Here is a 23,825-nt window from a genome sequence, read left to right as displayed (position 1 = left end):
TTTAAATAGCTTGAAAGCCGTTTTCTACAGCTGCTTCATCGACGAACAAAAAAGAATAGTGCTTAGGTAAAAACCAAGCAATGGTTCCTCCAACTTGTTGAAATTGTTCTTCATTAGCAAATTGATGCGGTGTAAAATTAAAAACTAAATCTTGTTTTACGTTAGCTTCATCTTCAGGATTTCTTGCAATAAGCATTGCTTTTGGGGTTTCGATACCAGCATGTTTCAAAAATTCACGCAGTTGATTTCTTAAATATTTGGGTAATATGGCATCAGATGGTTGCCCTATTAATATCTTTTCATCAGATCCGATAGCTACATTTTCTTTGTTGTGTGAAAATATACTCTCTTCGGTATAGAAGGAGTCGTTTAACTCGTAATTTACGATGTCACCATATGAAAATACCCAATCAGGCTGCGTGTTTTGAGGGTTTATAACAACACCAAAGCCTTGCATTAGTAAGGTAGGTAATTGTTTATTAATAACAAAAGCTTGAAAATTCTCGTCTGTGTGAACGGATTCTAATTGTACATAAGGGAATCCATCACTTGCTATAACGACTTCTGTTTGACTAATTTTTAGATTTGCTCCAGCAATATTATCTAAGAAAGTAGTGACCCAAGCTTGATCTCTTTGGTCAAAAGGAATTTCTAATAAGGCATTTAATGTTACTGTTTTTTCTAAATCCCCTAAACCAAATTCAGTAGCGTTCTCATTATTTGTTGCACTCATATATCTTTTCTAGTATTTTTTATTCTGGCTAAAAGTACATATTTATCATGTATAATTTAAGTAGAATAATAAATTATTGGCTATATTGGTATAAGTTATTTTGCTATTTTTGTTGAAATAGAATATTTATTAATGATAGATTCGAATTTGAAAGGACCTGCAGATTTATCTTCTTCTAAATTAAGTTATGATGATTTTCGTCAATTGATTTTGAAGGATTATGAATATGCGGTGCAGAGTAGAATTGTTAGTCTTTTGGGACGCAAGGAAGTACTGACAGGAAAAGCTAAGTTTGGTATTTTTGGAGATGGTAAAGAATTACCTCAAATCGCTTTAGCTAAAGTGTTTAGGGATGGGGATTGGCGTTCTGGATATTATCGTGATCAAACATTAGCATTTGTTACAGGTATAAGTACTATATATAATTTTTTCTCACAGTTATATGCCAATCCTACCATAGAAGCAGATATTTCTTCTGCAGGTAGGCAGATGGTTGCCCATTTTTCTACTAATTTGGTAGATAAATCTGGAGAATGGAGAAACCAGACGCTTCAAAAGAATTCTTTTTCAGATATATCCACTACAGGTGGACAGATGTCCAGAATCATGGGCTTAGGATTAGCTTCAAAATTGTATAGAAACAATAAAGAATTAGCCTATTTGGATTCTTTTTCAAATAATGGTAATGAGGTTGTTTTCTGTAATGTTGGTAATGCTGCCACATCTGAAGGTGTATTTTGGGAAACGGTAAACGCTGCGGGTGTTAAGCAAATTCCTGTAGTTATTTCTATCTGGGATGATGGTTACGGTATTTCTGTTCCTAACAGTATTCAAACTACTAAAGGCGATATTTCTGAAGTATTGAAAGGCTTCCAACGGGATGAAAATAATGAAGGCTTTGAAATCTTTAAAGTAAAAGGTTGGGATTATCCAGGCTTAGTAGAAACGTATGAAAATGCAGCTAAGATAGCTAGGGAGCAGCATATCCCTTGTTTAATCCATGTCACAGAGCTAACACAGCCTCAGGGGCATTCTTCATCGGGCTCTCATGAGCGATATAAATCCTCAGAAAGGTTGAATTGGGAATTGGATCATGATTGTAATGCAAAGATGCGTTCATGGTTATTGAGCTCAGGGATTGCTACTGATAGTGAATTGATTGAAATTGAAGATAAAGCAAAAGATTTTGTTAGGGCAGAACAAAAACGTGCTTGGACAGACTATAAGAAATTACTTCAACAAGAATTAGAGGAAGCGATTGTATTACTTGATACAATCAAAGAAGATGTCGTAGAATTACCATTGAAAACTTTACAAAGTTCAACAGATCCTTCTTTAAAGGAGATATATTCTTTAGTTCGTCAGGTATTAAGAGATTTAAGATTCAAAGATTCTTCAGAGAAATCCATTTTACTAGATTGGTATAATAAAAAGAAAGAAATTAATAAAGATAGATACAACAGTATGTTGTTTTCAGAGTCTGAAAAATCTCCTATTAATATTAAAGCTTCCGTACCAATTTATGAGGATAACGCACCTATAGTAGATGGTAGAGAAGTGCTAAACGCTTGTTTTGATGCTAATTTTGCTAAAGATGAACGACTTATTGCTTTTGGTGAAGATGTAGGTAAAATTGGTGATGTAAATCAGGGATTTGCTGGCTTGCAAGATAAATATGGGGATTTAAGGATATTTGATACGGGTATTCGTGAATCCGCGATTATTGGAAAGGGGATAGGTCTAGCTGTGCGAGGGCTACGCCCAATCGCGGAAATTCAGTACTTAGATTATTTGATTTACGCCCTTCCTGTTTTGAGTGATGATTTAGCATCTTTGAGTTACCGTACAAAAGGAAACCAAAAAGCACCTGTTATCATTCGTACTAGAGGACATCGGTTAGAAGGAATATGGCATTCGGGCTCACCAATGACAGTTTTATTAGGAGCATTGCGTGGTATTCATATTTGTGTTCCTCGTAATATGACTCAAGCAGCAGGTATGTATAATACCTTATTAAAGTCAGATGATCCGGCACTTGTTATTGAATGCTTGAATGGCTATCGACTGAAAGAGAAGATGCCTACTAATATAGCTGAGTTTACAGTTCCAATTGGTATTGCTGAAACACTTCGTGTAGGCAGCGATGTAACTGTAGTTTCTTATGGTTCTACTTTGCGTGTAGTATATGAAGCAGCATTGGAATTAGAAAAATTAGGTATCTCTATAGAAATCATAGATGCACAGTGTTTACAGCCATTTGATAGAGAGCATTTGTGTGCACAGTCGTTAGCAAAAACAAATAGATTGTTGGTTGTAGATGAAGATTTTCCGGGTGGAGCATCTGCTTATATCTTACAACAGATATTGGAAGAGCAAAAAGGTTATTATCATTTAGATAGTCAGCCTGTTACATTGTCTGCAAAAGCACATAGACCTCCTTATGGTTCGGATGGAGATTATTTCTCGAAGCCATCCGTTGAGGATGTAATAGAGGTGGTATATGGTATTATGAATGATGTCAACCCACAACAATTTCCCACATTTTTATAGGAATTTAATATAAAGAAGCAGCACCAATTAGTGCTGCTTCTTCAGCATATTGGCCAATTGTGATATTATAATTATTAAATGTTTGTGGTATATTTATAATGTACCAAGCTTTGGCAATATTACCACCTATAATAAAACTATTGCAGTCATATTTGTTACTAAAATAATCTAAAAAGTCTTTTAAGTGATGTCTATATTCTTCCATTAATTGTTGAAATTCAATCGTATCTTGATGATTTTGAATGATTTCTTTCAATCCTTTTTCTTGAATTGTTGTTAGTTCAAAAAACCTTTTTGTAAACCATCGGGTCACTAAATATTCTTCAAAGATTGACTCTTTATAGGCTATATTCCATAGGTCTGCATCAAATGCTTTCGTGCCCTTTTGTTTAACAGCGCTTCCTAACCCCGTACCTAGCGTTAATCCTAATACACAATTTTCATTTTCACGATGTGCTGCATAAACCTCTCCTTGTAGGAATGCTGCGGCATCGTTGATATATCGGATTTCGAGGGTATGGTTATTTAAGGCTTTTTGGATTCCTAAAGTTGTGTTGAGGCTATAGATGGAGTCGTATTTACTTTGTCCTGTCATTAAAGATATGCCATTTTCATAGTCAAAGGGCCCTGGTATTGCAATACCAAGAGCCAGAATCTCATGATCACTACGATCTATGCAGCGTTGAATATTTGAAGCCCACAATTGAAAAATCGATTTAGCATCTAAAGATGAATCAATGTACATTCTAGTGATCGTATTCTGAATAATCTTCCAATCATATTTTAAGACGATAGCGCTAGTAATATGAGTACCTCCAATATCACATGATAAAATATATTTAGGATTTTCTGACATAATTGGTAAATAGCAATGGTTTGTTATATATCAAAGATATGTTTTCTATATCTTTTGGAGATAATTTTGTTTATTATTATTATTATAAATGCTAATTGTAAAAAGCATTTATCTCAGGCATTGGTTGTATGTTTATTTTTGTTCTTTGTTAAATCAAAAAATCTTTTTTCGCGTTTTAATTAAAAAACGTTACGCACATAATTTTTTTATGGAATGAGATACAATTTGTGATAATAAACTTCCGTAAATATATACGGAAGTTTATTTCTTTATTTTGTGTAAGCTCTTTGTTTTAATAATTGATCGGCTATCACCAAAGCTGCCATAGCTTCAACAATGATAACTGCGCGTGGTACTACACAAGGATCGTGACGTCCTTTGCCCGAAATAGTCGTTTCTTCTCCCGATTGATTGAGTGTATCTTGGTCACGCATAATTGTGGCTACAGGTTTGAATGCTACTTTGAATGTAATATCCATACCATTTGAAATGCCCCCTTGTATACCTCCTGAAAAGTTAGTTTTTGTTACTACTTTGTTGTTTTCTGTGGTAAATATATCATTGTGCTCCGAACCTTTTAATTTAGAACCTTCAAAGCCTGATCCATATTCAAAGCCATGTACAGCATTGATACTCAACATTGCTTTGCCTATTTCGGCATGAAGTCTATCAAATACAGGTTCACCTAAGCCTGCCGGAACACCACGTACAATAGCAGATATACGACCACCTACAGTATCGCCATTTTTGCGAATTGTATTATCTATATAGTCAATCATTTCGTTGGCTGTTGCAGGGTCAGCACAGCGCGCAATATTAGCTTCACGTGTTTCTAATAAAGCATTAAGATCAGTGCTATCTACATTGGGTGCTTCAATTTCACCTACACCGGATACATGCGCAAATAGCTCAATACCTTCTTGTTTTAAGAACAATTTAGCTACTGCACCTGCCGCGACCCGAGCAGCCGTTTCACGTGCTGAAGAACGTCCGCCGCCACGATAATCACGTATACCATATTTCATTTGGTACGTATAATCGGCATGTGAGGGGCGGTACTTATCTGAAATATGCGAGTAGTCTTTTGATCGTTGGTCTTCGTTAGGAATTATTATTGAAATAGGTGTTCCTGTAGACTTGCCCTCAAATGTGCCAGATAGAATCTGTGCAGTATCACTTTCTTTGCGTTGGGTTGTTATTTTTGATTGACCGGGTTTTCTTTTGTCTAATTCAGACTGAATGAATAACTCGTCTATTTCTATATTGGATGGACATCCATCAATAATTACACCTATTGCTTTCCCATGGGATTCGCCAAAAGTAGTAATTCTAAATAAATCTCCGAATGAATTTCCTGCCATAATGATTAGTAAATTACTAATATAAGAATTATATAAATAATAGCCATTTTGCCGGCTAGGCAGTTACATTTTTACTAAAAAGTAACTAAAAAATCGATATACCGTAGAATGTGCTAATTAGAATAGTTGATTTGCAGGCTACGGTATGCCGATTATGTTTTATCCTATAAAATATAGAATTAGTACGAAAAACCCTGTGCTGTCAAATGATCCCAATACATAGGGTATGATTTTTCAACAACATGTGGTTCTTCGATAGTGATGTCTTTGAATACCAACGCTAATGGTGCGAATGCCATGGCCATGCGGTGGTCTTCGTATGTAGCTATTGAAATAGAATCTGGTTCTTTGACATGAGTACTGTCTAAATGATAGACTTCATTATCTTCCGTCAATGTAGCACCAAATTTACCGATCTCATTTTGTAATGCTGCGATACGGTCTGTTTCTTTAATTTTTAGCGTTTCTAAGCCTGTAAAAGAAACATTTCGCTTTTGTGCTGCGGCAATAACTACTACCGTTTGTGCTAAATCAGGACATTCCTTAAAGTCAAAAAGTGTCTTTGTAGTATCAATAGCAATTTTTTGAAGTAATATACCTTTTTCTTCGAAGGTAGTTTTTACACCGAAGTATTCCATTATTTCAGCGATTGCAATATCACCTTGTAGACTATTCTTCTTTAATCCTGGAAGTCTAATTTCTCCTTCTTGTGCTAAGGCAACGATAGCATACCAATAAGAAGCAGCACTCCAATCTGGTTCAATATAGATCGTGGATTCTTGCGCTTCTTGTTTCGCTATGGTAATCTTGTTGTCAATCCAACTGTGTTTGACGCCTGCTTCTTCAAGCATATTTAAGGTCATCGTTACATAAGGACGCGATGTTAGTTCACCTTGAATCTCTATCGTTAATCCTTTCTTCAATACTGAAGCGATCAATAATAAAGAAGATATGTATTGACTACTTACGTCGCCTTTAATTTTTACAGTATCTTTGCCTTGGAAAATTTTTCCTTCTATTTGAAGAGGAGGGAAGCCAGCCTTGTTTTGGTAATGAATATCAGCACCAATATCTTTCAGTGCATCTACTAATATACCAATAGGACGTTGTTGCATACGCTCTGTTCCAGTCAATGTGAATTTTCCTGGAATAAGATTAAGGTATGACGTCATAAAACGCATAGCAGTACCTGCAGGGCCGATATCTATGATCTTAGCGTCCTCTGATGCTGTATTGGCTATCTCCAGTGCTCTCGTTAATAAAACAGTATCATCAGCTTCGGACAGGTTCTCTATCGTTACCTTTCCATTGCTTATCGCTTTAATAATAAGAGCACGGTTGCTCTCAGACTTAGAGCCTGTCAACTGTACCGTGCCGCTTACATGTTTTGTTGGATGAGTTAGCGTAATGCTTTTTTGACTCATTATATTATGCCTCCGCAGAAATTTTTACGTTCATAATTTCGTTTTGCTTGCGAATAGATTCGTTGTGCAATAACTCTAGATATTTGATAGAGAAATCTTCACCCAAGTTCAAAGCTTTAGCTAACTGAACACGTTTTTGGATGATTTCGTCCCAACGATTTACTTGTAAAATAGTAACGTTGTTATCACGTTTATATTCTCCAATTTTCTCAGCTACTTTCATACGATCACCAATTAACTTTAATATTTGGTCATCTAATTTGTCAATTTGTTGACGCAATTCAGCCAATTTATCTCCGAATGAAGGATCGCTAGATTCTGGTGTGCGGTATGATAAGTTGTCTAATAATTCAGCTAATGCAGCAGGAGTAACTTGTTGTTTAGCATCAGTCCATGCTACGGAAGGATCAATATGTGACTCGATAATGAAACCTTGCATATCCATGTCCATTGCTTTTTGTGCTACGTAAGGAATTAGTTCACGGTTACCACAGATATGGCTAGGATCATTGATAATAGGCAATTCTGGTGCTATAGTTTTCAATTGTATAGCTAAATCCCACATGGGTTCATTACGGAAAGCTGTTTTTTCGTATGATGAGAAACCACGGTGGATAGCAGCGATTTTTTTGATGCCAGCACCATTGATGCGCTCTAATGCACCAATCCATAAAGATAAGTCTGGATTTACTGGGTTTTTAACGATAACAGGGATATCTTTTCCTGAAGCTTTGATAGCGTCTGCAATCTCTTGAACAGTAAAAGGATTTGCTGTAGAACGTGCACCGATCCAAAGAATATCAACACCTGAAGCTAATGCTTCTTCTACATGTTTTGCTGTTGCAACTTCAGTAGCTGTCAATAAACCTGTTTCTTCTTTAGCACGCTTTAACCATTCTAACCCGATGCTTCCGATACCTTCAAATTCTCCTGGACGAGTACGAGGCTTCCAGATACCTGCGCGCAATACATGAACTTTGCCCGTATTTGCTAATAGGTGTGCTGTAGATACTAACTGATCTTCAGTCTCTGCACTACAAGGTCCAGATATGATCAATGGTTTACCTTCTGTGTCAATCCATGAACTTAAAGGAAGAATCTCTAATGAATGTTTCATTTTATTTTAATTTTTTTATTTACAAATTGTTAGTAGCTCTGTTATTTATACTTTTTCGTTTTTGATGTACTCACCCATTATACTAAAGTTAACGGTGTGTTTTAGTACTTTGCGTATTGCGGCATCATAGTCTGATTGTTTTTTCCATTCTACATCTACGTAGAAATCATATTCATTGCGACGACCAATAACTGGCATCGATTGTATTTTGCTTAAGTTGACATTTTGCTCTGCAAAACATTGAAGTACTGATGCTAAAGCGCCTACCGCATTTCCTGTCTGGAATGACAAAGAAGCTTTATTAGCACCTTTTTGCTCTTTTACATCATTGGATAGAATTAAGAATCGTGTAGCATTTTTTTTGTGCGTCTCAATACGTTTTTCTAAGATATTTAATCCATATGTTTTAGCAGCATATTCGCTAGCTACTGCTGCAGTATGTGTTAAGTTTTCGTCTTTAATCTTTTTTGCACATCCTGCAGTATCCATACCTTCTTTTACGATCCAGTTTGGATGCTCGCTTAAGAATTCATCACACTGGCGAATGGCAATAGGGTGGGATTCTACAAATTGAATATCACTCAATTTTACACCGGGCAATGCTAATAGATTTTGCTGTATATTAAGGTGTACTTCTCCAATGATATGGAATCTATAGTCTCTCAATAGATTGTAGTTTGGTAAGATACTTCCTGCAATAGAATTCTCAATAGCCATTACTACATAGTCAGCTTTCCCTTGCTTTAACATTTCACATGTCTGTTTGAATGATCCACATTCTATTGTTTCAATGTCTTCACCGAAAAATTTATAAGCAGCTTCTTCATGAAATGAGGCCTTAACACCTTGAATTGCAATTTTAATACTCATAGTTTGTTTTTTAACAAAAAAAGGCCCTGATTTCAAATCCGGACCTTTTGTATATTTTACTAGTTAACTTTTAACTGTACAATTAGTCCTTGCTTTTATTGTTAAAATAAAAGAAATAATAAAAATTATATGTCGAAAAGTTATTCATGTTCCTGTTTTGATAAATCAAAGGTATACTATTGATATATTAAATCAAAATTATTTTTAAAATAATTGAAAAAAGATGTTGTTTTTTGCGTTAAAAATAGTGTTTATTTTGTATTTTTTTTATCCTTATTTTTTACCGTAAAATAGTATGTATTTTTTTATTAAATAGTGTTTTAATGCGTTTAAATGTGGTTTTGTTGTTTTTACTGTGTTTTTAATGGTGTTTTTTTAATATGAATATATGCTATTTTTTTATGTTTTTTTAATGATTTTTTTAATCAAATATTTAGCCTTTATATATCCTATTTTTCAGTGATTTTTTTAGCATTTTATTAATGTATATTTTTTTTGTACTATTGTCGGAGGTAAAGATATAAGATATGTTGTATGTAATTTTAAGTGTTTTTTGCAGTATTATAGTGGCTGTTCTTATTAAGATTGCGCGTAAGCGGGAGATCGATGTACAGCAAATGGTGCTGTGGAACTATCCTAGTACTGTGCTTTTGACTTATTTTTTATTTCAACCTTCATTTTCTGATATTGCTATAGACCGATTGCCTATTCAGTTGTATGTACCACTAATAGTTCTTTTGCCAAGTCTGTTTATTTTTATTGCTTTAGCCATTAAATATAGTGGAATCGTAAAAACTGACGTTGCTCAACGGATGTCATTATTTATTCCGCTCTTAGCATCTTTCTTATTATTCCATGAAAAGCTAACTGTGAATACTGCTATAGGTATATCTGTAGGACTAATAGCGGTTATATGTTCTATTTCTTGGGGACAATCATCGGGACAATCCAAAAAGGGAAGTTTCTATTTTCCTGCTATAGTATTTGTAGGAATGGGGATTATAGATATTCTATTTAAGCAGATCGCGCAACACAAGGAAATTCCTTATATAACGTCCATGTTTATTGTTTTTATTGGTGCTTTATGCTTTGCGTTATTATTGCTATTGTGGAAGATTTTAGTCAAAAGAGAGTATTTTGATAGATCTGCTATTGTATGGGGTATTATTTTGGGGGTATTTAATTTTTCCAATATTTTCTTTTATATGAAGGCCCATCGTGCTTTACCGGATAATCCATCTATCGTATTTACGACGATGAATATTGGTGTTATAGTTTTAGGCACGTTTGTAGGTATTTTGTTATTTAAAGAAAAATTAAGTAAAATCAATCTTATTGGGTTAATTTTGGCTATTGTTTCAATAATTATAATTACATATCTGTGAGTTTATTTGAAGATACGTATTCAACAGTCGAAGAGTCATCGGAGGGAATTTTTAGAGATAAGGGGAGTAAATTTATTGCCTATGCTTATCCTTTTCGTGATGAATCTAAAATTAAGGATATTATTGCCGAGCTTAAAGCTTTACACCCCAAAGCTAGACATCACTGTTGGGCTTACCGATTGAGCCCTGATCGTACTGTTTTTCGTGTTAATGATGATGGTGAACCATCTGGTACTGCAGGTCGTCCTATTTTAAATGTTTTACTTTCCAAAGATATTACGAATATCCTTGTGGTTGTGGTTCGTTATTTTGGAGGTACTTTATTGGGCGTACCAGGATTAATCAATGCCTATAAAATGGCTACTTTAGACGCTTTAGAAAATGCTGCTATAGTAGAAAAAACAGTCAATGATATATATGCTGTAGCTTTTGATTATCTACAGATGAATGATGTCATGCGAATTATTAAGGATGAAAATATACTGGTATCAGAACAACAATTTGATAATAATTGCGTTATTAAAGTGGAAATGCGTAAGCAGCAAGTTAATACTGTTATTGGCAAATTTGATAAAATAGAAGGTGTAAAGACGAAATATATAACTACTATATGATTGCAGATTCTGAATTAATTATAAATCCAGATGGTAGTATTTACCATTTGAATCTTCGCCCAGAAGATTTAGCAGATACCATTATATTCGTTGGAGATCCAGATCGTGTAGGCTTGGTGTCCCAATATTTTGACTCTGTAGATATTAAGAAAGGAAAGCGCGAGTTTATAACGCATACCGGTACATTGAGAGGTAAGCGTATCTCTGTGATATCTACCGGAATAGGTACTGATAATATTGATATTGTATTGAATGAAATAGATGCCTTGGTCAATGTAGATTTTGCAACAAAAACATTAAAAGAAAATCTTAAATCCGTAGATATCATTCGTATTGGTACTTCAGGAGCTATTCAACCCAATCTTCCTATAGGAGCTATATTGGCTAGTGAGTATGCAATAGGCTTTGATGCTTTAATGCAATATTATATTAAATCTTATACAGATCAAGAAGAACGTATAAAGGAAGCTATCGATGAGCAGTTTTCATCTTTATCCTTCCGTCCCTATGTAGGCAGAGCAAGTGAAAAATTGTTAAAACAGTTTGCTCAGGATCTACCTAAAGGGATTACGATGACAGCACCTGGTTTTTATGGCCCTCAAGGTAGATGTGTGCGTTCACATAATGTATATCCCAATCTGATTCAAAAGGCAAATTCATTCGTGGTCGATGGCCGTCAGATAACTAACTTAGAGATGGAAACTGCAGGGATATATGCTCTATCGAATATGTTTGGCCATCATGCTATATCCATAAATGCGATTCTCGCATCGCGTGTAAAAGAAGAATTTAGTGACAATCCACAACAGGTTGTTGATGGCGCTATTCGTTATATATTGGATAGATTTTAATAAAAATATTTATATTTTGTGCGCTACTTTTTAGGATCTAACGATTTTAAAAAGTAGCGCATTTTAATTTAGTTTTGATTTATTCCTTTTCTTGCGGAGTCAAATCTTAACAATAAGAATAGGAGTATAGTGAAACTCCATAACGACGATCCCCCATAGCTAATAAATGGTAGCGGGATACCAATAACAGGAACAATACCAATAGTCATTCCTATATTAATAAAAAAGTGAAAGAATAATATAGAAGCTACACCATAAGCATAAACGCGAGCAAATGTCGTTCGTTGTCGCTCTGCAATATTGATGATCCTTAGTAGAAGAAATATATAGATCCCTATTAAGGTTACTGATCCTACAAACCCCCATTCTTCGCCAATCGTACAGAAAATAAAATCAGTACTTTGCTCGGGAACGAAGTTATATTTTGTTTGTGTACCTTGCAAATAGCCTTTTCCAAATAATTGTCCTGAACCAATAGCTATTTTAGATTGGTTTAAATTATAACCTTGACCTCGTGGGTCATCCATTTTCCCTAAGATTATATCTATACGATTCCGTTGATGTGATTGTAATACATTTTCGTAAACAAAATCTACCGATAAAACATAAATTATTGAGGCTAAAAATAGGACGGATATATTGATTATATGCTTTCTTTTTTGCCTGTTAAGGTATATGGATATTGTTGCTATCAATGTTAACGAGATAATTAATATCCACTCGTTAGGAACTAATAAAGCGAGCACAAATAATACTATAGCTAAACCACCAAAGACCATAAATTTTGTGCTTACATATCCTTCTCTATAGAATACAAAGATTAAGGAAAAAAAGGCTAAAGCAGAACCTGTATCCGGTTGTAGCATAACCAAAAATACCGGAAATAAAACGATGCAACAGCCTATTAATAAGGATTGCATATTGGGTGTTTTACTAGATTGTGAGTTTAAGTATACAGCAAGAAGTAAGCATGTCGCTAGTTTTGCAAATTCGGACGGTTGCAGTCTAAAGCTACCGATAGGTATCCATGCTTGATTTCCACCGACATTTCGACCTACAATAAGTACTGTAATTAATAGTAATACAACAATAAAATAAATGATCGGCGCTGCAGAAATAAAAAAACGCTGATCAATAATTAATATGCTAAAACCAATAATTATGGCTGTGAAAATATAAATTGATTGCTTACCATAATTGGTTTCCATGTTGAATAAGCCAGGGTGTTCTGGATTAAATACTGCAGCATGGATGTTGAACAAGCCAATAATACATAAAGCTAGCCATAAAGCGATGGTAATCCAATCAATTCTTCCAAAGAAGCTATTATTTTGATTATTCATTATCTTACAATTTGGCTATGGTGTACTACTAATTCTTTTTTCTTATTTGCAATAGCAATCTGATTATTAGTTTTTGAACTATCTATTTTATTATCTTCTTTCTTTACCTCTTCCTTTTTCTTCTCTACTTTGGGTAATAAATAGCCATTGTATATACGATCTTGAAGATGCTTTGGTAAAGTAATTGTATCACGTAGATATTGTTCGGTCAGCATACTCGCTATAGGTCCAGCCCATGTACCGCCATAACCTGCATTTTCAACGAAGACAGCAATTGCAATCTTAGGATTAACACGTGGAGCAAAAGCAAAAAATACAGCGTGATTTTCTCCATGTGCATTTTGTACGGTACCTGTTTTTCCACACATTTCAATGCCGTTTATTTTTACAGAATAACCAGTACCTCCAGGCATATTTACTACTCGGCTCATTCCTTCTATTACAGGTTCATAGTGCTTAGCATCTACACCGGCAAAAAGTTTTTCTGTATATTCTTTTTTAACAATTTGTTTTTCACCGATTCCCTTTATTAGATGTGGTCTGTAATAAAACCCTCTATTCGCAACAATAGCCATTATATTTGCCATTTGAAGCGGGGTAATTCCGATTTCTCCTTGGCCAATTGAATTAGAGATATTGTACGTAGATTTCCATTTGGCACTACCAAATTTTTTGGTGTATTGCTCTGCTGTATATATTCCACCGCCTTTCTCGCCCGGTAAATCAATTCCTAACGGATTTCCTAAGCCAAATTTTGTCAATCCTTCTCTCCAAAGGCTGTATGCTTCAGGGGTAGAAATACCTCTTGAATCTAACATTCTTGCATATACATAACCATAATACGTATTACATGACTTTTGGATCGATTTGATTAAATCTGTCGGGCCATCGACATGTGTACAGCGCATACGTGCACCGTTTACATAATAGCCACCCGGACAGTTGAACACTGTTTGTGGATTGATAACTCCTGCTTGCTGTGCTGTTAGTGCAGCAACAACCTTAAATACAGATCCCGGCGGGTAAGAGGCTGCTATTGGTCTATTGAAAAGAGGGCGATTAGGATCGTTCAATAATTTCATATAATTATTACCTCTTTGTCTACCGACCATCATATTAGGATCATAGCCTGGACTACTTACATAAGTTAATATTTCACCAGTTGCTGGTTCAATAGCGACAATGGATCCCAATTTATTCTTCATTAGCTTCTCTGCTAACATTTGTAAATTCTTGTCCAAAGAAGAAACTAGTCCATCGCCTGAAACAGCAAGAGTATCATATTTGCCATCCATAAATATACCTTTAGGTCTACTAAAAGCATCTACCATCTGGTTTTTTATACCACGAGTACCTCTAATCAATTCTTCGTAAGATCGTTCGACACCTGAAGCTCCGATATAATCTCCTGAGCGATAAAACCCATTTGATTTTTCTATATCCTTCTCTTGGACTTCTTGTATATATCCTAAAAAGTGTGCCGCAATACTATCTGGATAATGTCTAATGGTTCTCGGTTGTGCTTGAAAGCCTGAGAATTTATCAAGATGCTCTTGGAATTTGGCAAATGTTTTTACATCCAATAATTTCTCAAAGGTGGATGCTCTATATGGAGAATGGTCGCGTGCTTTTTTTAGCCTTTTATCAAATTCTTCTTTATTAATATCTAATAATTGACACAAAAATAATGTGTCAATATTTTTTACTTCGCGTGGAGTAACTAAGATATCGTAAACAGGTTCATTTTGAACTAATACCTGACCATGTCGATCTAAAACAACACCTCTAGCAGGGTATACAATTACTTTGCGAAGGACATTATTATTTGCAGATAAGATATACGAATTATCTATTATTTGTAAATAAAACAACCGTGCTATAATTAATAAAGCAATCGCAATGAATATACCTTGAATAATATACTTTCGTTCAAAAAAACTATTCATTTCTAATTGTTAGGTATTTTATTTTTACCAGAATATGTAAGTAAACTAATAACAAAGATAATAGCAATAGTAAATATAGTACTTAATAATGCTCTAATTAATGTTTGTAAAATATTCTCGAACGAAAATATTTCTATAGTAAATAAAACGATATGCTGTACTAAAGTAGCCAATAGAATATAGGTACTATACCATTTGAATTTCATATTTCCCCAGCTAGGTGTCTGGAATGAATCTCTTTGGTCAACCTCTAAAGTAATGTTTAGAAAAAATATTCTAAAGTAAGCTAATGCTACACATGCAGCAGTATGTACACCTACACTATCATAGAAAGCATCGATAGTTATACCTGTCAGAAACGCTAATGTAAATAGTGTTAAATTTGATATACCTAAAGGTAGCAGTAAGATACATAATATGTAGGGAAATGGTGTGGCTATATTGTAATAGCTTACATTTTTTAATAGTGCTACTTGTAAGATAACTAGTAATATGAAGCGTATTATGTTGAAAATAATAATTTTAGCCATTGTTATTATTTGAGGATTCTAATTCTATTTTTTCTTTAGCTAATTTGTCTTTAACGATATATACATGCGTTAAATTAGAAAAATTAGTAGTCAATAATACACGCATATCTTTGAACGAACCTCCTGATGTCAAATCAGTTTCTAAGATATGACCAACCTTAATTCCTTTGGGAAATTTAGTTGAATATCCTGATGTAAATAGGGGTTGTCCAACATAAGCTTTAATATGATTAGGTATATCTTTTACCATAGCATATCTAGAGTCTATATTATTACCCCATACCAATGAACCAAAAGTCTCACTCGTACTATCTAGACTTACCGAAATCTTTGTTGCTGAATTTAATAAAGAGGTAACAGTACAAAAATTTTCTGATACTTTTAAAACTGTACCAACTACACCATTCGAAGAGATAACGCCCATATTAGGCTCGATACCGTCTTTTATACCTTTATTTAGTGTGATAAAGTTGTTTTTTTGGCTTATACTATTATTAATAACATTTGCAGGAATAAATTCATACTGAGCTTCATCCATTGTTAATTTTATTGCAGGCATAACAGTAGAGTCTGAATCTTCAAAAAATTGCAAACGCTGTCTAAGTGCTGCATTTTCTGCTGTTAATAGCTCATTATCTTTCGAAAGATTGATATACTCTTGCCACGAGTTAAATTTTGTGTATAGTGTGCCAACAAAAATATTTGACGAATTAATAAAAGCTGATTGCTGGTAATTATTGTTACGGATTACTAAAACTATAGAAAAGGTGAAAAACAATAAAAACCAAAAAAAGGCATTAAATCGTACAAAGAAGAGCCATAGGTTTTTCATAAACTACTATAGTTGTTGTATTTGTTATTAACAAATACGCGATATAGAAAAATATTTTTCTATATCGCGTATTAAAACGTTATTTATTTCTTTTTTATTGCATAAGGAATTTGAATCTTCCGATATTTTTTAAAGCAATTCCTGTACCACGAACAACAGCACGAAGTGGATCTTCAGCAATATGAACGGGTAATTTTGTTTTTGCTTGAATACGTTTGTCAAGTCCTCTTAATAATGCTCCGCCACCAGTAAGGTAAATACCCGTTTGATAGATATCTGCTGATAATTCCGGAGGTGTAATTTCTAATGCTTTTAAAATAGCTTCTTCAATTTTAGAAATAGACTTATCCAAGCAATGAGCAATTTCAGTATAAGAAACAGTGATTTGCTTCGGGATACCTGTCATTAAATCTCTTCCTTGAACAGCAAAATCTTCAGGTGGCTCTTGTAATTCGGGAAGTGCTGCGCCGACTTGAATTTTGATCTTCTCTGCTGTACGATCACCAATCATGATATTATGTTGACGACGGATATATTGAACGATATCAGCGTCAAAATTATCTCCAGCTACACGTATAGATTGATCACAAACAATACCTGAAAGGGCAATAACAGCGATTTCAGTGGTACCACCACCAATATCGATGATCATATTTCCTACAGGCTCTTCTACATCAATTCCGATACCTACAGCAGCAGCCATTGGTTCGTGAATTAAATATACTTCCTTCGCACCTGCAATCTCAGCAGAGTCACGTACAGCACGTTTTTCAACCTCTGTAATTCCCGAAGGAATACATACTACCATACGTAATGAAGGAAAGAACCACGATTTTCCATTATTAACTAATTTTACCATTCCTCGTATCAAGTGCTCTGCTGCAGTAAAGTCAGCGATAACACCATCACGTAATGGGCGAGAAGTTCTTATATTATCATGGGTTTTACCTTCCATTTGCATCGCCTGCTTACCAATAGCGATAACTTTATTGGTTGTTCTGTCAAATGCAACAATAGAGGGCTCGTCCACCACTACTTTGTCGTTATGTATTATAAGGGTATTTGCAGTACCCAAGTCAATCGCAACTTCTTGCGTAAACCAATTGAATAAACCCATTTAGTAAGTCCTGATTCTATTTAAATATGAGGCAAAAATATTAAAAAAAAATGATTAAGATGGTGTAACCATATATAAAAATACGTTAAATTATTACGTCAATTTTTATTATGATTATCCTACTGTTAGAAACGTTAAAAATTACTTTTTATTGTAATAAGACTCCAATATAGTAATTAAAAGTGTCAACATTTATATTTTCTTTTGTCAACCCTTGTAAATCAATGGGTTTGAAAGAGGTGGTTACCTGAAATAACTTTTTATCCATATGTCCAATACCAATATGAATTGGCATTTGAAAGTCATTTACTTCACTTATCCATCGTGCAAATGCTTCATTATTTTCAAATTTAATTTCTAAAACGGGAATGCTTTTGTGCTTTATATATTGTTCGAATACTTTTTTCAAGTCCATTTCTGACTTTTCATTGATATATTCTACTATATCGTCATAAGAAACTTGTTGATGGTAGAATTTATTATTTAATCCTCTTAATATCGAGCGCCACTTTTCATCATCGTTAAGAATGGTGCGTAGCATATTGTGTATCACACCTCCTTTGTTGTACATGTCTCCAGATCCTTCTTTATTGACACCAAAAGGTCCTTGTAATGGGGAGTCATTGCGAATAGATCTTCTATTGCCATGTACATATGCTTGGCTAGCTTCTTTACCATAATAGTAATCAATAAATAAGGCCTCAGAATAGTTGGTAAATGATTCATGTATCCACATATCTGCTATATCTTTGGCTGTTATATTATTCCCAAACCATTCATGACCAGACTCGTGTACAACAATGAAATCCCATTTTTTGCCCCATCCTGTACCGGAGCCGTCACCACCTAGATAGCCGTTGTCAAATTTATTACCATAGGCTATTGCTGATTGATGTTCCATCCCCAGATGTGCAGTTTCTACGATTTTATAACTATCTTCATAAAAAGGATAAGGACCAAACCAATGCTCTAAGGCTTCTAGTGTTTCCTTGACATTTTTACTAAGGTGCTCTTTCTTTCTATTATCATTATTTTCTTTCAAAATATAATAAGAGATATCTAAATTTCCTTTTTCCCCTTCGTAGACTTCATCCCATGTGATGTAGTCGCCTATATTTAAAGCTACATTGTAATTGTTTATTGGATTTTGTACTTGCCAATGATATTTTTTATAGCCGTCTTTTAATTTCTCTGTTTTTACTAATCTTCCATTAGATACATTGATCAAATCTTTAGGGACAGCTACCGAAATAAGCATGCTATCTGCTTCATCAGATTGATGATCCTTATTGGGCCACCATACGCTAGCGCCTAACCCTTGGCATGCTGTAGCAACAAATGGCTTACCATTGCTGTCTTTTTTCCAATCAAAACCGCCATCCCAAGGTGCTTTTGTGGCTTGAATAGGATGTCCTGCATAGAATACTTTGAAGGAGTCGACTTCACCTTTAGGTATTACGTTAGGAAACTCTACATATACAGCATTGTATTCACGTGTGAATTGGAGGGGAGCACCTTTATATTCAATTCGTTCTACGGAAAGATTGTCGAATAAGTCAAATTGTAATTTGTCAAAATCTTCAACGGATTGAAATTTAAAAAGATTTGACCCAGAGATAAATTTATTGTCAATATCTACTTTTATATCGAGGTGGTAATATTTGACATCATAACATGTTCGTAAAGGAGTTAACTGTCCACGTAAGGAATCCGCTTTAGTATACATGTTTTTTGCTTGCATCAATTGCGAATATGCATCTGCATTAAAGAAAGAAATGATACCAATAAGGAGGTATGGAAAGATTTTATTAAACATGATTAAGAATGAATTTCTGTATAATCTTCGGTTTGCGGTATTTTATTAAATATACTATACCATTCAGAAGGTATAGCGGTCAACTTTCGTGTTGTTAAGTCTAGCCATGCGCCATCTACATTGATTTCAGCAGCCACAGTCCCGTTTTCTTTATATATTAAATGTCGAAATGAAAAACGACCATTTGATTTATCTAATTTAGAAAGATGAACACTAACATGGATGTATTCATCTAATTTTACTTCTTTATAATAGAGTAATTCCTCTTTAAATAAAATAGGACCAATTTTTTTTAACGCAAACAGATCTAATGATAAGCCTATTTCATTGAGCATATTGCTTCTTGCTTGGGTGGCATAATCTGCATACGCCGAATGTCTCAAATGTCTGTTAGCATCTATTTGAGACCATAATACTTGCCCTTTGAAGAAATTACCCTTATTCATATGAACTATTTTTTATTAATAACCATGCTATTTAATAAGTACTGTTAGTAAACGTATTTTATACCTATCCGCTTAGTTTTAGGTGTGTTATATTCATTTGTTTAAAGTATATTTTGATCGCTAAAAACAAATTTATGCAAATACCTGATTTTTATTAATATATATAATATTGTCCGTTTATTTATTATGAGTTGCTATATTATCAATAGTTGTCCTGTTGAGTTTTGTATTTTTCAAATGTTTGATTAAAGGTATTAAAGTACGGGAGATGCTAATTCCATGAGCTTCGCAGTTAGCCAACCTGCATATGTGCCTATAGCATAGCTGAATACGGACAATATAACACCTACGGAAATTAAAGATGGGTGAAATGCAGCGGAGGTTACAGAGGCAGAAGCGACCCCTCCAATATTCGACATAGATCCTACAGCAAAATAGAAGAATGGTATTTTGAATATTTTACCTACGATCAATAATAAAAGAGCATGAAATGATATCCATATTATACCTACTACAAATAATCCTGGATTCTCTAATATTGCAAGGATATCCATCTGCATTCCTATTGTCACGATTAGCATATAGAGTAGTACAGAGCCAAATTTCGAAGCGCCTGCATGCTCCAATTTACGCGCCGGTGTAAAGGATAAAATAACACCTACTATAGTCGCAAAAAGGATAATCCAAAAGAATGTGTTTGTCAAGGAGAATGTTTCTAAATGCGGGTAATTAGCTGTGATATACTGGGCTATTGGCTCTGCGCAAAAGGTGGCTAATCCTGTTCCTGCGAAAGCTATTGCAAGCATTATTATAATGTCTTTTGTTTCTGGTGATCGTGCATTCTCTTTGTCTTGAGCTTCCATCTTTACCATTAATTCCTCTACATCTCTAGCGTCAGCTTTGAAAAATTTGTCAAATTGCGCTGATTTACTAGCGCCGTATAATAAAAAGGCCATCCATAAGTAAGCCACAAATGCATCGACAGCAATCACAGAAGAAAATAACTTTGGTGAAGGCTGAAGTATTTCTTTAAGTGCAACTTGATTAGCACTGCCGCCGATCCAAGATCCTGCTAATGTACCCAATCCTCTCCATACCGCGTCTGGGCCTATTCCGCCTACTACTTGTGGAGCAATTAATGAGGTTAGGTAAACGGCGATTGGACCTCCTAAAATAATCCCTATTGTGCCAGTAATGAACATTAAGCCTGCGCGTTTGCGTAATGCCCACATCTCCTTTAGGTCGAGATTTAATATAAATAAAATTAAACAAGCAGGGAGGAAGTAACGACTTCCAACTGTAGTTAATGGGGAGTTTTCGCCATCAAATACGCCACATGAGTTAAGAATCCCTGGAATAAAATAGCACATTAATAAGGGAGGCATTATGTTATAAAATCCCTTAATGTATTTATTTGATAAATTGGAAGTGTAAAAAACTAAACCTAAAATACTCATTAATATCCCGACGATCACGGTAGTATTTGTAATTAATGGTTCAGGTGCTAGTGCTAAGGTTGACATAGTTTAAATTTAATATTTTATGCAAATATGTAATAATATTGATAAGATTTCTAATGTAACATTATTTTTAATTAATTTGGTTTTTAGATTCATCTAATTATGATAACAATTGAACAATATGAATATATCTAGAAGGCAATTTGTGAAAACTGGCGGCTTAGCTTTGAGCACGATGCCATTTATTTCTATAGCAAATACCATCGATAGTAAATCTACAATTAAAGTAGGATTGGTAGGTTGTGGGGGGAGAGGTACAGGTGCTGTCGTACAAGCGCTTACAGCTGATCCTGCTGTGGTCGTTACAGCTTTAGCAGATGTGTATCAGGATCAACTAGATCAAACGTTGAAGGTGTTGAATAATAAAGATCGTGCGCGTATTGATATTCCTGTTGAAAGACAATTTGTAGGTTTTGATGCCTATAAAAAGTTAATTGATTCAGGTGTTGATGTTGTTTTGCTTTGTAGTCCACCAAATTTTAGACCAGATCATTTAGAATATGCTGTTCAAAAAAATAAACATATTTTTTGTGAAAAACCTGTTGCTGTAGATATTCCTAGCTTAAAGCGTGTAATGGAAAGCGTAAAGCTTGCTAAAGAGCGTAACTTGAAATTGGTGTCTGGTTTTTGTTTCCGTTATTCTTTTCCTAATAGAGAGATAATGAAGAGAGTACAGGCTGGAGCGATAGGAGATATAAAATCGGTAATGACCTTTCGTTGTGGTGGTGAATTGACCACACATGATAGAAAGCCTGATTGGAGTGATTTGGATTATGAATTGAGAAATTGGTTCAATTATCAACGTTATTCAGGAGATTTAATTGTCGAGCAGTCTATACATAGTGTCGATTATATGAATTGGTTGATGAATAATAAACTTCCCAAGGCTGTATTTGCTACGGGTGGACGTCAGAGTAGACCCTGGAATATTAAAGGTAATATATTCGATCATTTTGCCGTAGAATATGATTACGGTGATGGTATCAAAGGGATGCATTTTGCACGTCAGCAGAATGGTGCTGACTCCAGAAATACTGTTGAAGTGATTGGAACCAAAGGGGTGTTGGATGTGAATATTATGAGTAATTATGCTATTAAAGGCGATTCTCCTTATGTATATTCCGGCACGATCAATAATATGTATCAGACACAACATGATGAGTTGATGAAGGCAATACATAATAATGAAGTCCTTAATGACGGTGATCACATGGTTAATTCCACTTTATTAGCGATATGGGGTAGAACGGCTGCATATACGGGAAAGAAGATTACCTATGAAGAAATTATGAACTCAACGGAAACGTTGGGCCCTCATTCAGATCAGTATTCTAAAGATATGAAATTGGACGAAGCTGAAATTGCTAGACCAGGATTAAAGAAATTTGTATAATGAGCAATAGAGCAATACGCATTCTGGTAGTAGGATGTGGTAATATGGGCGCATCACATGCTAAGGCATACCATGATTTTGATGATTTTGAAATCGTAGGATTAGTGGCTAGAGGAGATAGTAAAATAAAATTGAATGAAGTATTGAACGCAGATTATCCTTTGTTTAATGATTATGACGAAGCCTTACGTATTACTTCTCCCGATGCGGTATGTATATCGACCTATCCAGATACACACGAAGAATATGCGGTGAAAGCTTTTCAGTGTGGAGCTCATGTTTTTATCGAAAAACCATTAGCAGATACTGTTATAGGAGCTAAGAGAGTAGTCGAAGCAGCGAATCAAGCTAATAAAAAACTAGTCGTCGGTTATATATTGAGGCATCATCCCTCTTGGATTCGATTTATAGAAGAAGGACGCAAATTGGGTAGTCCTTTGATTTTTAGAATGAATTTGAACCAACAGAGTCAGGGTTACATGTGGAACGTACATCGCAACCTGATGAAGAGCTTAAGCCCTATTGTTGATTGTGGTGTACATTATATTGATGTCATGTGCCAGATGACGGATGCCAAGCCTGTCAGCGTCTCGGCTATCGGTGCTCGGCTGACAGCTGATATTCCTGATGATAATTATAATTATGGGCAATTGCAGCTTCGTTTTGATGACGGTAGTGTCGGTTGGTATGAAGCAGGATGGGGGCCTATGATGAGCCAAACGGCTTTTTTTGTGAAAGACGTTATCGGTCCTAATGGCTCCGTATCCATAGTAGCTGATGAAGCCTCAAAAGATGGTAATTCGGATTCTGTTGAATCGCATACCAAGACAGAATCCATACGTGTTCACCATGCAGCGATTGATCATGACAATAAATTTGTCAAAAATGATGAATGGATAAATTTAACAGATGAGCCTGATCATCAGGAATTATGTAACCGAGAGCAACTATTTTTCTTAGATGCTATCCGCCATGACCTTGATTTGACTAAGTCTATGCAAGATGCGGTGAATAGCTTAGTAATAGCGCTGGCCTGTGATGAATCTGTAAAAACAGGGCATACAATTAACCTTTAACCTACTTTCCATATTAAGCGCTCCTCAAGCTATGAGGAGCTTATG

General features: G+C 34.9%; 20 protein-coding genes. 6 read left to right on the top strand and 14 right to left on the bottom strand.

Annotated elements, in window-relative coordinates:
- Nucleotide 1: 1 nt before the first annotated feature.
- Nucleotides 2–733 (bottom strand): hypothetical protein, encoded by a 732-nt coding sequence (locus IP023_RS00740; protein WP_241788328.1) that lies wholly within the window; start codon nt 731–733, stop codon nt 2–4.
- A 132-nt stretch (nt 734–865) separates the two neighbouring features.
- Here IP023_RS00740 and IP023_RS00735 point away from each other — a divergent pair, with 132 nt between their 5' ends.
- Nucleotides 866–3,283 carry an alpha-ketoacid dehydrogenase subunit alpha/beta gene (locus IP023_RS00735; RefSeq protein WP_241788327.1) on the top strand — a complete coding sequence of 806 codons (2,418 nt, stop codon included), beginning with the start codon at nt 866–868 and terminating at the stop codon, nt 3,281–3,283.
- A gap of 4 nt (nt 3,284–3,287) precedes the next feature.
- Here the strand turns inward: IP023_RS00735 and IP023_RS00730 are convergent, their stop codons facing one another.
- The 5 genes from IP023_RS00730 to IP023_RS00710 all read right to left on the bottom strand — a co-directional run bounded on the left by IP023_RS00730 (nt 3,288) and on the right by IP023_RS00710 (nt 8,911).
- Nucleotides 3,288–4,139, bottom strand: coding sequence for an ROK family protein (locus IP023_RS00730; protein ID WP_241788326.1), 852 nt, complete (start codon nt 4,137–4,139; stop codon nt 3,288–3,290).
- Nucleotides 4,140–4,408: 269 nt separating this feature from the next.
- Nucleotides 4,409–5,500: a chorismate synthase gene (aroC, locus tag IP023_RS00725; RefSeq protein WP_241788325.1), complete on the bottom strand. Its 1,092-nt coding sequence runs from the start codon at nt 5,498–5,500 to the stop codon at nt 4,409–4,411.
- A 179-nt stretch (nt 5,501–5,679) separates the two neighbouring features.
- A complete protein-coding gene (aroA, locus tag IP023_RS00720; protein WP_241788324.1) occupies nt 5,680–6,924 on the bottom strand; it encodes a 3-phosphoshikimate 1-carboxyvinyltransferase in 1,245 nt (414 codons plus the stop codon).
- Nucleotides 6,925–6,928: 4 nt separating this feature from the next.
- Entirely contained in the window at nt 6,929–8,041 is a 1,113-nt protein-coding gene (locus tag IP023_RS00715) for a chorismate mutase (protein ID WP_241788323.1), read from the bottom strand.
- 45 nt (nt 8,042–8,086) lie between these two features.
- On the bottom strand, nt 8,087–8,911 hold the full coding sequence (locus tag IP023_RS00710) for a prephenate dehydratase (protein WP_241788322.1): 825 nt from the start codon (nt 8,909–8,911) through the stop codon (nt 8,087–8,089).
- A 527-nt stretch (nt 8,912–9,438) separates the two neighbouring features.
- Between IP023_RS00710 and IP023_RS00705 the strand changes: the two genes are divergently transcribed.
- The 3 genes from IP023_RS00705 to IP023_RS00695 are packed head-to-tail and all read left to right on the top strand — an operon-like array spanning nt 9,439 to nt 11,761.
- The gene (locus IP023_RS00705) at nt 9,439–10,296 is read left to right on the top strand and encodes an EamA family transporter (RefSeq protein WP_241788321.1); all 858 of its coding nucleotides are present in this window, start codon (nt 9,439–9,441) and stop codon (nt 10,294–10,296) included.
- Nucleotides 10,293–10,910 (top strand): IMPACT family protein, encoded by a 618-nt coding sequence (locus tag IP023_RS00700; protein WP_241788320.1) that lies wholly within the window; start codon nt 10,293–10,295, stop codon nt 10,908–10,910. Before IP023_RS00705 ends, IP023_RS00700 begins: the two co-directional genes overlap by 4 nt.
- Entirely contained in the window at nt 10,907–11,761 is an 855-nt protein-coding gene (locus IP023_RS00695; RefSeq protein ID WP_241788319.1) for a nucleoside phosphorylase, read from the top strand. Before IP023_RS00700 ends, IP023_RS00695 begins: the two co-directional genes overlap by 4 nt.
- A 68-nt stretch (nt 11,762–11,829) precedes the next feature.
- On the opposite strand, the gene rodA is transcribed toward IP023_RS00695, so the two are convergent.
- From rodA to IP023_RS00655, 8 genes are all read right to left on the bottom strand, one after another.
- Nucleotides 11,830–13,104 (bottom strand): rod shape-determining protein RodA, encoded by a 1,275-nt coding sequence (gene rodA / locus IP023_RS00690; protein ID WP_241788318.1) that lies wholly within the window; start codon nt 13,102–13,104, stop codon nt 11,830–11,832.
- A complete protein-coding gene (mrdA, locus tag IP023_RS00685; RefSeq protein WP_241788317.1) occupies nt 13,104–15,050 on the bottom strand; it encodes a penicillin-binding protein 2 in 1,947 nt (648 codons plus the stop codon). Before mrdA ends, rodA begins: the two co-directional genes overlap by 1 nt.
- 2 nt (nt 15,051–15,052) lie before the next feature.
- Entirely contained in the window at nt 15,053–15,580 is a 528-nt protein-coding gene (mreD, locus tag IP023_RS00680; RefSeq protein WP_241788316.1) for a rod shape-determining protein MreD, read from the bottom strand.
- Nucleotides 15,573–16,412, bottom strand: a complete 840-nt coding sequence (gene mreC / locus IP023_RS00675) for a rod shape-determining protein MreC (RefSeq protein ID WP_241788315.1) — start codon at nt 16,410–16,412, stop codon at nt 15,573–15,575. Before mreC ends, mreD begins: the two co-directional genes overlap by 8 nt.
- Before the next feature lie 94 nt (nt 16,413–16,506).
- On the bottom strand, nt 16,507–17,529 hold the full coding sequence (locus IP023_RS00670) for a rod shape-determining protein (RefSeq protein ID WP_241788314.1): 1,023 nt from the start codon (nt 17,527–17,529) through the stop codon (nt 16,507–16,509).
- Nucleotides 17,530–17,677: 148 nt separating this feature from the next.
- Nucleotides 17,678–19,345 carry a M1 family metallopeptidase gene (locus tag IP023_RS00665; RefSeq protein WP_241788313.1) on the bottom strand — a complete coding sequence of 556 codons (1,668 nt, stop codon included), beginning with the start codon at nt 19,343–19,345 and terminating at the stop codon, nt 17,678–17,680.
- Between the two features lie 2 nt (nt 19,346–19,347).
- Entirely contained in the window at nt 19,348–19,791 is a 444-nt protein-coding gene (locus IP023_RS00660) for an acyl-CoA thioesterase (protein WP_241788312.1), read from the bottom strand.
- 254 nt (nt 19,792–20,045) lie between these two features.
- Nucleotides 20,046–21,314 (bottom strand): DUF819 family protein, encoded by a 1,269-nt coding sequence (locus tag IP023_RS00655; RefSeq protein ID WP_241788311.1) that lies wholly within the window; start codon nt 21,312–21,314, stop codon nt 20,046–20,048.
- Nucleotides 21,315–21,432: 118 nt separating this feature from the next.
- On the opposite strand from IP023_RS00655, the gene IP023_RS00650 reads away from it, so the two are divergent.
- Complete coding sequence (locus IP023_RS00650; protein WP_241788310.1) at nt 21,433–22,704, top strand: Gfo/Idh/MocA family protein; 1,272 nt, start codon at nt 21,433–21,435, stop codon at nt 22,702–22,704.
- The gene (locus IP023_RS00645) at nt 22,704–23,780 is read left to right on the top strand and encodes a Gfo/Idh/MocA family protein (RefSeq protein ID WP_241788309.1); all 1,077 of its coding nucleotides are present in this window, start codon (nt 22,704–22,706) and stop codon (nt 23,778–23,780) included. The genes IP023_RS00650 and IP023_RS00645 overlap by 1 nt, the downstream gene beginning before the upstream one ends.
- Nucleotides 23,781–23,825 lie beyond the last annotated feature (45 nt).

This window comes from Sphingobacterium rhinopitheci (genome assembly GCF_022627575.1).
Classification (GTDB): Bacteria; Bacteroidota; Bacteroidia; order Sphingobacteriales; family Sphingobacteriaceae; genus Sphingobacterium; species Sphingobacterium rhinopitheci.
Note: the sequence above shows the minus strand (reverse complement) of the source record. Positions and strands in the feature narration are given on the sequence as shown.